The organism is Aeribacillus sp. JST-2 (assembly GCF_056032925.1).
This window is the reverse complement of record NZ_JBVVUU010000010.1, coordinates 100,069-113,627: the sequence shown is the minus strand read 5'-3', so window position 1 is coordinate 113,627 and position 13,559 is coordinate 100,069. Positions and strand designations below refer to the sequence as shown.

9 protein-coding genes are annotated in these 13,559 nt (G+C 38.9%); all 9 read left to right on the top strand.

Annotated elements, in window-relative coordinates:
- Positions 1-122: 122 nt before the first annotated feature.
- A complete protein-coding gene (locus AC0KTX_RS07770) occupies positions 123-755 on the top strand; it encodes an SGNH/GDSL hydrolase family protein (protein WP_474251644.1) in 633 nt (210 codons plus the stop codon).
- A 352-nt stretch (positions 756-1,107) separates the two neighbouring features.
- Entirely contained in the window at positions 1,108-3,567 is a 2,460-nt protein-coding gene (locus tag AC0KTX_RS07765) for a beta-mannosidase (protein ID WP_474251643.1), read from the top strand.
- Positions 3,568-3,581: 14 nt separating this feature from the next.
- The gene (locus tag AC0KTX_RS07760; protein WP_474251642.1) at positions 3,582-4,652 is read left to right on the top strand and encodes a LacI family DNA-binding transcriptional regulator; all 1,071 of its coding nucleotides are present in this window, start codon (positions 3,582-3,584) and stop codon (positions 4,650-4,652) included.
- A 533-nt stretch (positions 4,653-5,185) separates the two neighbouring features.
- Positions 5,186-6,070 carry a carbohydrate ABC transporter permease gene (locus tag AC0KTX_RS07755; protein ID WP_474251641.1) on the top strand — a complete coding sequence of 295 codons (885 nt, stop codon included), beginning with the start codon at positions 5,186-5,188 and terminating at the stop codon, positions 6,068-6,070.
- Between the two features lie 90 nt (positions 6,071-6,160).
- Positions 6,161-6,976 (top strand): carbohydrate ABC transporter permease, encoded by an 816-nt coding sequence (locus tag AC0KTX_RS07750; RefSeq protein WP_474251640.1) that lies wholly within the window; start codon positions 6,161-6,163, stop codon positions 6,974-6,976.
- A gap of 46 nt (positions 6,977-7,022) precedes the next feature.
- The gene (locus AC0KTX_RS07745; RefSeq protein ID WP_474251639.1) at positions 7,023-8,312 is read left to right on the top strand and encodes an ABC transporter substrate-binding protein; all 1,290 of its coding nucleotides are present in this window, start codon (positions 7,023-7,025) and stop codon (positions 8,310-8,312) included.
- Between the two features lie 475 nt (positions 8,313-8,787).
- Positions 8,788-11,793, top strand: a complete 3,006-nt coding sequence (locus tag AC0KTX_RS07740) for an EAL domain-containing protein (protein ID WP_474251638.1) — start codon at positions 8,788-8,790, stop codon at positions 11,791-11,793.
- Positions 11,790-12,002 carry a hypothetical protein gene (locus AC0KTX_RS07735; RefSeq protein WP_474251637.1) on the top strand — a complete coding sequence of 71 codons (213 nt, stop codon included), beginning with the start codon at positions 11,790-11,792 and terminating at the stop codon, positions 12,000-12,002. The genes AC0KTX_RS07740 and AC0KTX_RS07735 overlap by 4 nt, the downstream gene beginning before the upstream one ends.
- 245 nt (positions 12,003-12,247) lie before the next feature.
- Positions 12,248-13,519 carry an ABC transporter substrate-binding protein gene (locus tag AC0KTX_RS07730; RefSeq protein ID WP_474251636.1) on the top strand — a complete coding sequence of 424 codons (1,272 nt, stop codon included), beginning with the start codon at positions 12,248-12,250 and terminating at the stop codon, positions 13,517-13,519.
- Positions 13,520-13,559: the final 40 nt, after the last annotated feature.

Genomic DNA, 13,559 nt, shown 5'->3' with positions numbered 1-13,559 from the left:
CAAATGAATAAATGGTTGGCCACTATACCTAATTATATCAAGCAATGCTTAAATATTTCTGTGTGCGAAAGTTGAGTTTATAATTAAAAAAAATAAATGTTTTGATAACAGGGGGAAGGAAAATGAAGTTTCAACGCAGCGACCGCATTGTCTTTATTGGGGATAGCATCACGGAATGGGGGAGATGGGAAGATCCGGAAGGAATCGGAACCGGATATGTCCGGCTGATTCATGATTATCTTGTCAGCTGTGATCCAAAAAATTTCCCTGAAGTGGTCAACCGGGGTGTCGGCGGAGACCGAATTACTGATTTGCTCTCGAGATGGGAAGAGGATGTCATTCAGCAAAATCCTGATTATGTTTCAGTATCGATTGGGATTAATGATGTTTGGCGGCAGTTCGATCATCCAGAAATGGAACAAGTGTACCCTGAACAGTTTGCGGAAATTTACGAACAATTGCTGACGCGAACAATTAAAAAAACTGGTGCCAAGTTGATCTTAATGGAGCCGACCATTATTGGAGAGGACATTCGATCAAAAAGCAACCAAAAGTTGGTTTCTTATGTTGAAATTGTTGGCAAAATGGCCGAGAGGTTTCAAGCTGTTCTCGTTCCAACGCACAGTAAGTTTATCTCTTTTTTAAAAGCAAATACAGGGAAAAAGGTAACAACGGATGGGGTGCATATGAATTCTTTAGGGAATATGCTGATGGCGCATACGTGGATCAAAGCGGTTGAATCAGCTGATCAATAAACGGTGCCGGATGATGATCCCATTTCTTGAACAAAAGGAGTTTCTTATACTATATAAAATGCTTAAAACGTTAATTTCTTCTATATAGTTTTGTAGCAAACCTTGAAAAGGTCTTCCAAAAATTGAAAGATTTTTATGCACTCCGCTTGCGGATCAAATTCCTGTTTCGTGCTGACCGACAACGAAAGCAATGTTTTGACGCGGTTTCATCCAGCAGTGCAAAGAATCATCAGGAGCAAATGAAGTGTCCATTTTGGGCGCTTTTTTTCTTTACGAATAAGAAGAAATATTGTATTGTTAGTATATATATAAAATATTATCATAACAAAAATAACAAATTTGAGGTGAGATGATGGAAAAAATTTGTTTAAACGGCAGTTGGCAAATGAAAGAACAATCCGGCCAAGAATGGATAAATGCCACTGTTCCGGGATCAGTGATGAACGATTTGCTTGCAAACGGCTTCATTGAGGATCCTTTTTATCGGGACAACGAGGATCAAGCTTATGACATTTCATCCAAAAACTATCAATATATGCGGCAATTTGAGTTGCATGATGCCATTTTCAAATGTGATAAAGTAGCGCTCGTTTGCGAAGGAATCGATACGATCTCAGAAATCTATATCAACGATCAGTTGATTGGCAAAACAAACAATATGCACAGCAGGTACGAATTTGACGTGAAACCATTTTTGAAAGCGGGTACAAATAAGATATCGGTTACGCTTTTTTCGCCCATTCACTATATTCAAGAAAAGCAGGCAAAAGAACCGCTTTGGGGAGTGGCGGATGCGATTGAAGGCTATCCGCATATCCGCAAAGCCCACTATATGTTCGGTTGGGACTGGGGGCCGAAAATACCGGATCTCGGAATTTGGCGGAGCATTTATATAAAAGGCTGGAACGTTGCTCGAATAGATGATGTGTATGTGTCGCAGAAACATGAAAACGGGGAAGTCGATCTCGATGTCTGCGTCCGGATCGAAAAATGGCAAGAGACTGAACTGTCAGTTGAGGTTTCCATTACAAATCCTAATGGCGAGGTGGTGACAAAGGAAAAGGCATTTGCAGGAGAAGAAGAGCATATTGCGTTTCATATAGAAAATCCACAGCTTTGGTGGCCGAACGGGTATGGGGATCAACCGCTTTATAAGGTAAATGTATCGATTTTATATGATGGCAATAAAATCGATCAAAAAACGTTTTCCATAGGGCTTCGCTCGATTACCGTCCGGCATGAGCCAGATGAATGGGGGAAATCATTTGAATTTGTTGTCAACGGCATCTCGATCTTCGCCATGGGCGCCAACTATATACCTGAAGACAATCTTATCACGCGAAATACACCGAAAAAAACGGAGCGCTTGATCAAAGATTGTATTGAAGCCAACTTCAACATGATCCGTGTTTGGGGAGGAGGCTATTATCCGGATGACTACTTCTACGATTTGTGCGACCGTTATGGATTAATTGTCTGGCAAGATTTTATGTTTGCCTGCAGTGTTTATCAATTGACGGATGAATTTAAAGAATCTGTTAAAAAGGAAGCGATCGACAATACCAAACGCATTCGCCATCATGCATGTTTAGGTATTTGGTGCGGTAATAATGAAATTGAAGAAGCATGGGCTAACTGGGGATTGCCCAATAAACCGAAATTGAAAACCGATTACATTAAACTGTTTGAAGTGATATTGGCTGAGATTGTGAAAGAATTGGATCCGCAAACATTTTATTGGCCGTCCTCTCCATCATCAGGCGGGGGGTTTGACGAGCCCAATAATGAAAAGGCCGGAGATGTTCATTATTGGCAAGTATGGCATGGGCTTAAGCCGTTTACCGAATATCGCAAATTTCAATTTCGCTTTTGTTCCGAATTTGGATTTCAGTCGTTCCCATCTGTAAAAACAGTTAAAACGTTCACCTTGCCGGAAGATCGCAACATTTTCTCGTATGTTATGGAAAAACATCAAAAAAATGGAGCGGCAAACGGAAAAATTTTGTTTTATTTATCCGAAAACTTTTTATATCCGAAAGATTTCTCATCTTTAATATACGCCTCCCAGTTATTGCAAGCGGAAGCGATCAAATACGGTGTTGAACATTGGCGAAGAAACCGCGGACGTTCTATGGGATCTTTGTACTGGCAATTAAACGACTGCTGGCCTGTTGCTTCGTGGTCAAGCATTGACAACTGCGGACGATGGAAAGCGCTTCATTATTTTGCCAAAAAATTTTACGCTCCTGTCTTACTTTCGGTTTGCGAGGAAGGGACGGCTGCTGACATCTTTGTAACGAACGATACACTTAAACGAGTCGTCGGCCGCATCGAGTGGAAGCTTCGGACAAACACTTCAGTAGTGCTGCGACAAGGAACGGTTGATTGCGAAGTGGATCCATTATCTGCGAAAAAATGTGAGGCCTTATCCTTTGCTGACATTTTAACAGCAGACAAAATGAGGGAAACTTATTTGGAGTGCACGCTTTGGATCGATGGGGAAAAACATTCTTCCACAACCATCCTTTTTACCAAGCCGAAGCATTTCCGCTTTGTGAATCCAAATCTCAAATGGCGTGTCCGTGAGGAACAAGACCAATATGTGATTGAGATAGAAGCAGAAAACGGCTTTGCCAAATATGTTGAATTGGATTTAAAAGAGGCGGACTGCAAGTTCAGTGACAACTATTTTGATCTTTCGAAAGGGGAAGCCCGTTCCATTATTGTTTTCAAATCAAGTTTAAGCGAAAATATAAATATCGATCAATTTGCAGAACAGTTAAGTGTTCGCAGTATATATGACATCGCTTAAATTTGGAGGCGCTTATGGCGAAAAGAGTAACGATGCAGCAAATTGCAGACTATTTAGGTGTATCGAAATATGTTGTCTCGAAAGCTTTGTCAGGAAAACCGGGAGTCAATGCTGAAACTCGTAAGCGGGTCATTGAGGCTGCTTCCCAGCTCGGCTATTTTGCCCAAAAAACGAACAAAGCCCCGTCCATTGAATTGCAGGATGTTGAAACGTCCGTTAAGAAAGGAGACAGGGAGATTGTTTTAGTATTGATGCCGAACGTCCGTTTCCAAACAAGACAATCCACTTATTGGGGCGCCATTGTAGACGGAATTGCGGACGCATTGGAAAAAACGAAGCTCGGCATGGTGCTGCTCACGGAAAACAATGTGGAAAGCCTTTCAAAAGTATTGAATCCGGAATATTTTCTCGGTGTCATTACGGTCGGTCTTGTGGAAGCTCCTCTTTTAGTTGAAATTCATAAAATGGGAATTCCGTTCGTTATGATTGATTACGAAGATCCGCTGTTTCCTTGCGACACGATTTTCAACAATAATTTTGACAGCAGTTTTCAATTAGCCAACCATTTAATTGGCCTTGGCCACCGAAACATTCAATTTGTCGGCGACATTCATTATTCAAGGAGCTTTTACGACCGATGGAGCGGTTTAAGAAGTTCGATGGAGGAAAACGACATTCAAACGGAATTTGATCCTGAGTTAATGGCTGTCAATTTTGTTGAGATAGAACAACAGTTTTCCGATTGGCTCCGCAGATGTCCGAGGCAAAACATGCCGACAGCTTTCTTCTGCGCCAATGATGTAATTGCTGTCAGTGTCATTACTGTTTTAGCGAGAAACGGAATTGGCGTGCCGGATGATGTTTCTGTGACAGGATTTGATAATAAGGAAATAACATACAACATGAAGCCGACGGTTACCACTGTGCATGTGGAAAAAGAAAATTTAGGCAAACGGGCGGTTGAAGTTTTATTGAGAAGAATGCGCGAAAAGGAAGCGCCTTTTGAAAAAATTTTAATATCAGGCTCATTGCTTTTAAGAGAATCAACAGCGCCGCCGAGAGAACCTAAGGTGCAAAACAAATAATTTATTGAATGACACTACCAGATCAGTGTTCGAACATAAAAACACAGCCTTTTCCTTATTTCCAAAGGGGAAGGCTGTGTTTTTTTATCGGTTGCCTGATTATTAAGTAATTTTTTAATTTAGCTGGCAAAGGCAATTATAAACCGTGCAAAGATTTGACTTAGTACCTTTCCTGAATTTGTTTAGTTATCGTATTGTTGCTAACACTAAAATATCAATTGACAAGAAAGCGCTATCAATATATAATTTCCTCATAAGGTTATCGTTAACTTAATATAATGAAGGGAGAAAGGTTAATGAAAAGAAGATTATATCTTAGTTTTTAAATAACAAGTGCTAATTTGTCGGAACATATGGAATATGTGGGGGAAAACAGAATATACAATGCTGCCTATTTAGTTGCTGGATTAGAAAGCGTTATCTTTTTTCGTAAAAGTATGTCTATTATTAACGCTGTTAATGTCTCTATTGAAGGAAGATACATGCAGCCCATTCAAATAAAAGAACAGACTTTCTGGGAAGGTGAGGGGGACGTGAGCAGAACGAGAACACATTTGTTTTATATGTTTATTTCTCCGTGGCTGCTTGGATTTTTTGCATTCACAGCGGGACCGATGATTTATTCTCTTTATATGTCTTTTACAGAATTTTCTGGTATTGGCAAAGCAAGCTGGGTTGGATGGGATAATTACAAAAAACTTTTTTTTGATGATCCACTTTTTTGGCAATCGCTATGGAACACAATTTATTATACGTTTATCAGTGTGCCGCTTACGTTAGTAGTTGGGTATTTATTAGCTGTTCTGTTAAACACAAAAGTAAAGTTTATGGGGCTGTACAGAACGATCTTTTATTTGCCTTCCATTGTTCCGGTAGTGGCAAGTTCTTTATTGTGGATTCTCATTTTTCAACCGGATTTTGGCATTGCTAACGCCATCTTGTCATTCTTTCATTTGCCGACATCTAATTGGCTTTTAAGTGAAACGATGGTCAAACCTGCACTCATTATTATGAGTATATGGGGAGCCGGCGGCGGCATGGTTATTTATCTGGCGGGATTGCAAAATGTTCCCCCTGCCTTGTATGAAGCCGCAGAACTTGATGGTGCAAGTAAATTAAGGAAATTTTGGCATATCACTATTCCGATGACATCGAATGTAATTTTTTTTAATTTAATCATGGGATTCATAGGAGCATTTCAAATATTTACACAAGCCTATGTTGTGAGCGACGGAAATGGAGGGCCAAACTATAAATCGTTATTCTATGTTTTCTATTTATATCAAGAAGCATTCCAAAATTTCGAAATGGGGTATGCCTCTGCTTTAGCTTGGATTTTGTTTATTATTATTCTGGTGTTTACTTTCATTTTATTTAGAGTGTTTGGCCAAAAAGTATATTACGAATTTGACGAATAAAAGCGCAAAGGAGGGCTGATGGAAATGCAGCTGGCGGAAGCGAAACAGGTCGTTCAACCCCAAAAGCTCCGAAGTTTAAAGAGGGGAAGGATGATTGAAAGAATTGTTATTTACATACTGTTAATATCCTTGTCCATCGTTTTTATCTTCCCCTTTTTGTGGTTAATGAGTACATCTCTTAAACCTGAAAATGAAGCAATGGTTTTCCCGCCGTCATTATTGCCTAAAGTTTGGGATTGGGAGAATTATAAAGAAGTTTTTGAAATCGTCCCTTTTGCAAAATATTATATGAATTCACTAATTGTCACCATAATGGGAGTGTTGGGAACCGTTCTTTCCTCGACGATCGTTGCTTACGGATTTGCGCGCATTAAAGGAAAGGGACAAAATTTTTGGTTTGCTATTTTACTAGCGACAATGATGTTGCCTCCGCAGGTAACGATGATACCTGTTTACATTATTTTTTCAAAATTAGGATGGGTCAATACGTTTATGCCACTCATAGTTCCTGCGTTTTTTGGCAATGCGTATTATATCTTTTTATTGCGCCAATTTTTTAAAACAATCCCGAAGGAACTAGAGGAATCAGCGTTTTTGGATGGATGCGGGCCGCTGGGAATTTTCTGGAGAATTGTCATCCCACTATCGATACCAGCTGTGATAACAGTAGCATTATTAAGTTTTATGGGGTTTTGGAATGACTTCTTAAACCCATTGATTTATTTGAACGATGAAGAAAAATTTACACTAGCTATAGGTATTTTGCAGTTTAAAGGGGCGCTCATTGTTTCATGGGGTCCAATGATGGCAGCAAGCGCACTCATTCTTTTGCCTATGATCTTGATCTTTTTCATTGGCCAAAAATACTTTGTCAAGGGAATCGCTACGACAGGTTTAAAAGGATGATATTGAAAAGCAATGGATAAAACGAGCATAGTAGGAGGAGTGCAAAGTGAAAAAGAAAGGAAATTATCTAAATATTTTGAGTATTTGTTTATTGATTGTTTTGGCTGCAATGTTAGGAGGATGCGCCGGCAATACAAGTTCTGGCGGGGGAAAAGGCAACGAAAAAAATATAACTTTAAGAATATTAATATGGAATAACAATCCTGAAGGAACAAAGCTAGAGCAAACCATTTTAAAGGAGTTTGAGAAAGAAAACCCCGGTGTAAAGGTCAAAACCGTTTATGCACCTTATGATAAATTTAATGAAAAGTTTTTAACGATGACATCAGGCGGGGATCAACCAGATTTAACATGGATTCAACCAAGTGCTTTCGGAGAATTTGTAGATAAAGGCGTTTTAGTAGATCTATCAGACAGAGTGAAGGCAGAGATTAATAAAGATGAGCTATTGCCAAACATCTTAGAACTTGGGCAAGTGGATGGAAAACAATATGCGTTAATTCGTGATGCTTCAGCTTTCCAAATTGGGTATAACAAAGATTTGTTTGATGAAGCAGGTGTGCCTTATCCAAAAGATGATTGGACATGGGAAGATTTTCTGGAAACAGCAGAAAAACTGACAAAAGTGGAAAAGGGAAAAACAGTGCAATTCGGTTTTGAGAACTTCTATACTCCTGAATTATTGACTACGAACGGCGGAGGATATGTCAGTGCGGATGGCAAAAAAGTAATGATTGACAGCCCTGAGTCTATTGAAGCGATTGAATTTGGCCGGGATCTTATTCATAAATATCACGTTCAACCAACATCAGCGCAATCGCAAGGATTATCTAATATGTTTTTATCCGGAAAAGCAGCTATGAAATTGATGGGGCCTTGGGATTGGGCAGATACAGCGAAAAATGCGAATTTTGAATGGGATGTTGTTCCATTGCCAGCAGGAAAAGCAGGAAATGTCGCCAACGCTGCTTATCTTCCAATTGGGATTGGCAAAGATACAAAACATCTAGAAGAAGCTTGGGAGCTGCTGAAGTTTTTAACTTACGGCAAAGGGCAAGATCTGCAGCTAAAAACCATTTCCGCAGTGTCTGTATTAAAACGCAACGCAGATAAAATCACGGAAATGAAAAATGCACCGGCGAACGCCAATTCATTAGCAAATACTTTAATGGAAGGCAAAACAGTGTTAAATGCCCCTTATATTCCGAAATACTCTGATATGCAAAATAAAATTCAAACCGTCATCGATAATATTAACTTGAAAAACGTTAAAGATGTTGAAGGGGAATTAAAGAAAATTGCAGAAAAAATACGAAAAGAATACAATCTGCAATAAAAAAATTGAAGGAGTCGATCATTGCTGCAGCAATGGAAAAATCCTCCTCAAAAAGGATGAGGGGGATGATGCCCGCTTATTTTTTTAGTGAAAAGGCAATTCTTGGAAGAAATCGATATACTCTGAAGTTTCGTTTCATCAACCAAATAGCATCAAAAGTATTGCTACAGCAAACGCTTCGGCATTGTTTTTGTCGACTATCGCAATCTTGAACCATCAAAAAGAACAGTTTTTATTGGTATAAAAAGTTGATAGAAAATCATTGGTTTGAATATTAATTGGAAGCAGGGCTTGAGGTTTTTTCAAGCCTATTTTTATTTGCTGTTCCAATGAAAAATAAAATCCTGTAAAATGACGAAAATAAGTAAAAAAGTACTAATATAATACAAAATTCGACAATATTTCGACATTTTTTTAAAAAAAATGCTATAATTATAGGACGATGAACACTTATATCGGATGGGAGTGTTAGCCTATGCCGCATTTTTTAAGAAAGAGGTTGATAGATGAGGGGAGAAAGAAGAGTTTTACAAGATTTTTTGTAGACGAGGAAAATAATGATTACTTATCATTAGATACATTTATCTCCATACTTGAGAATCATCCCAATGCATTTATCATTTTTGACCGCAAAGGGAGGACAGTCGGCTATAACCAGAAGGCTGCTGACTTTTTTGGCAACGTATTTGCCAAGGAACCGATGCCATTCTTTCAGCAGCTGTTTGATCACAAAATATTGAAAAAATCAACTTACTATTTTAAGGAAGCTTTGAAGGGAAGGCCCCAGCATTTCCATACAACCGCCATGGCCCATGACGGGACATATTTGGATATTCAAATTACTTTTGTTCCTGTAGTATTAAATGACCGAGTAAGTTGTGTGGCAGGGATATTTCGGAAAATGAACGAAACGGATAACATATTTGCCGCCATTCGGCAACTGAATAGCGATTTTTCTGAAATTCATGAGCATGTCAGCATTGGATTGGTTGAGTATGACATTGAGTACGATATTTTAACATGCTCTGATCAAGTATATGAAATGTTGGCGATTATGGATGAAGAAGAAAAACGAAACTTTACTTTTAGCAAATTGCTGAAATATGTTCATTATCACGATCGTTCTTTATTTCAAGAAGAATATAAAAAAATTATTCAGACGGGGCAAAGTTTTTCCATGACTTGGCGAATGGTCAGAGCGGATGGAGAGGAGAGGGTGGTCTTCGGACAAGGAATTCCCCAAGATTTTTTTAAATCAAAACCGACAAAAATTATCTGGTTTTTAGCGGATTTAACAGAAAAAATGCATTTGGAAAAACAAGTAGTGGAATTGAACGAGAAAATTGAACAAATTACGAAAAACTTAGATGTATGCTTATGGTCGGTGGATGTTCAAAACAATAAAGTGCTGTTTTGCTCGGATGTTGTGACGAAAATATATGGACGGGACAGTGAATTTTTCCGCAGCAATCCGGATTATTGGAAGTCCTGTATCCATCGGGATGATCTGGACAGCGTTCTCTCCAATCATGAGGTTTTATTAAAAGGAGAAATTCTTCAGCATGAATATCGCATCGTTCACCCTGACGGAAAAGTGATTTGGGTTTTAGACTACTCCTTTCCGAAGTTAAATGAGAAAGGGGAGCTCGTCAGCATCGAAAAAATGGTGGTTGACATTACAAAGGCAAAGGAAAATGAACTGAAGGTTGACCGCCAGAAACATTATGATGCACTGACAAATTTGCCGAACCAGCAATCCCTCATGAATGACCTCAGCAAATGGATTGAATCTTATGGGGAAAAAAGTGAAATCTTTGCGGTTTTTTGCATGGATTTGGATAATTTTAAGCGAATCAATAATTCTTTGGGGCGATTCGCGGGGGATGCCATTTTAAAGAAAATCGCAAATCGAATTGAAAAGATGGTCGAGGGCAAGGGGAATGTTTATAGATTGGTCGGCGACGAGTTTGTTTTTCTGTTGAACTTGGGCAATGACAAAGAATTGTATCATGAATTTGCACAAGAAATTTTAAACACGGTCGCTGTTCCAATTAATATAGAAGATCATGAATTATATATCACCGCAAGCATTGGCATTTGTTTTTTCCCGGCTGACGGCCAAGACCGCAAAACCTTGCTTTCCAATGCCGATATCGCCCTCTATAAAGCAAAGCAACTGGACAAAAACACCTATCAAGTTTATGTGCCGTCAATCGGCATCTCGGCTTTCAAACAGCTTTCGTTGGAGAAAGAGCTGAGGAAAGCGCTGAAAAATAATGAATTGTTTATTGAATATCAGCCCCGCGTTGATGCAAAATCTTTCCGTGTAGTGGGAGCGGAAGCGCTCGTTCGCTGGAAGCATCCTGATTGGGGAGTGGTCTCGCCTTATGAATTCATCCCGATTGCCGAAGAAGTCGAGTTGATTAACGAAATTGGCGATTGGATTATTGGGCAAGTTTGCCAGCAGCTGAAAAGCTGGATAGAAAAGAAGCTTAATGTGCAAGTGATTTCCATCAATATTTCACCGAAGAGATTTTTGAGAAAAGGCTTTTATGAAACGCTGCGAAATGCGGTGGCTGAGGCAAACATCCGGCCCTCTTTGCTTGAAATTGAAATAACAGAGCGGTCGCTCCTGCAATCGGAAGACCTTGTTCATAAACAATTGCAAAAAATAAAAGAGTTCGGGGTTCGGGTGGCGCTGGACGATTTCGGCAGCGGCTTTACTTCCTTGAATAACATAAAAAACTTCCCGATTGATACAGTAAAAATTGACAAATCATTTATCCAGCATTTAACATCGGAGCAAAACGATCAAGTGATAACGAAATCGATTATTGATATTGCCCACGGGTTAAATATGAAGGTTGTTGGAGAAGGGGTTGAAACGAAAGAACAATTGTCTCTTCTGCAAAAATACCAATGTGATGAAATTCAAGGTTATTTATTTAGCCGGCCTCTCTCAAACCTTGAAATGGAAGAAGTTTTTCGGAAACGTCAACTTGATCCGGTCGATGGAGTCCATAACTTTGATGGTCAAGGCGATCGGCGGGGATATTTCCGTATTCAGTTTCCTCAACCGTTATTGACAAACTTGACCATTGTCAAATTTAACCATAAACCGGTCAATGTCGGGAGAACGGAAGGGCTGTTAATCAATATCGGTCCGGGAGGCCTCTGTCTGATGAGCCATCTGCGCTTGCCGGTGCACGATGGAGTGGTTTACCAATTTGAAGTCAACATCATGCAAAAAACCGTTGTTTTATTGGGGATAATTGTATGGTCGAAAGAGGTTGAGGAGAATATTTTCCAATATGGAGTCAAATTCCATATTTCTGATACTGAGCGGGATCATTTAACATCTTTGCTCAATCATTTCAGTATTCAAATTAAGAGGAAAACGTATTTTGACGAAAAACATATGATCAATGAAGATCCTTCCCGTTACATTAAGAAAAAGTTTTTGTTAAAACGGAAGTATTGAAAACACTTGGGAAAAAGCAGCCGGATAGCAAACCCGAAAAAAATGGATCGCCAAAAAACACCTTTGCTGCCTGTTTTCCTAAACCTCAACAGGAGACAGGCAGTTTTTTAAAGCTTCAAATAAGACAAGAAGAACGTAAAACACATGATTTTTTCCAAAATCCTTTCGTTCCATCAAAAAATAAAATGTTGGATTTGTTTCAGAAATAGCTTTTGCATATAAGATATAGGATAGACTGATGTTGTTTCAGTCTATCCTATATTTTTTATAAAAAGTTATTGGATTTGTTGACATATTCTTCTTTTTAGGAATTCACCGCATTCATAATAAAGTTTCATATTTTTATATTTTTAAATAAAATTTTTATATTATTTTGCCTTTGAAACCGTTTTATAATCTTCCTAAATAATCAATTTTGTGTTATTTTTATCATTATTTTGTGAGGGGGATTATGATGAAAAAGCTATTTAGTTTAGTATTCATACTCATTTTTTCCTTAGTTTTTTCTGGTTGTTCCGGCGGTTCAAGCTCGGGAAGCAATAAAGAGAAGACAGGCGGAGAAGTTACCATTTGGGCTACAAACATTAATGTGCCTGTTTTGAAAAAGGCAGCGGAAGAATATAAAAAAGATCATCCGGATTTTCAATTAAATGTTGTTGAAATGGCTAATGATGATATACGTTCAAAAGTTATCACAGGACTCCAAGCTGGCGGTCAAGGGCTGCCTGATGCCGCATTGTTAGTGGATGATGGAATACAAGGTTATTTAGATAAATTTGAAGAATCTTTTGTCAACTTATCAGACAAAGGTTTTGATGATCATGCCAAAGATTTCCCGAAATATAAATTGGATAGTGTAACAAAAGATGGGAAAATTTACGCAATGCCTTTTGATGCGGGTCCTGTAGGGGTTTTTTATAGAAAGGATATTTTTGAAAAAGCAGGTGTTGACGGAACCAAAATTGAAAATTGGGATGATTTTCTGGCGGCCGGTAAGAAAATTAAAGAAAAAACAGGCGCTGCCATGTTAAGCTATGACACGAATGATTCCACCGTTTATACCATTTTGTTAAGCCAGCAAGGATTAGGCTATTTTGATGAAAACGGAAATACAACGCTAGGATCTGCGGAAAGCATTAAAGTTTCAACTTTGCTGCAAGACTTGGCTAAAAATGATTTGCTCCTGGGAACTCCTGGCTGGAATGCTTGGGTTGCATCATTGTCTGAAGGGAAAACAGCCACAGCGATTGCTGGCGCTTGGTTGATTGGGACGCTTCAACAACAAATGCCGGATCTGGCTGGCAAATGGGATGTGATGATGCTGCCGGCATTTGAGAATGGCGGCAGCAGATATGCCAATCAAGGCGGTAGTTCCTTTGCAATATTCAGCCAAAGCAAGAATATTGACGAAACTTATAAATTCTTGGAGTACTTTACAACAAATTTTGAAATGCAAGAATTAGCGATGGAAGGCGGACTATTCCCGAGTTATCTACCAGTTTATGAGTCTGAATTATTTTCAAAACCTGTGCAATATTTTAATAATCAACCGGTATGGAAAGTATTTGCAGATGCAATGGACAAAATTCCGTCTGTCCAATACTCAGAAAACGATGCAGTAGCGCGTGATGAAGTGATTAAATCACAGGCGGAAGTAGTGAATGGCACAGATGTTAAAGATTCGCTAGAAAAAGCAAAAAATCGGGTTGAAAATCGGATTAAGTAATTTGTTGGATGGTTGATAAGAGGTTTTTTATAACCTCTTA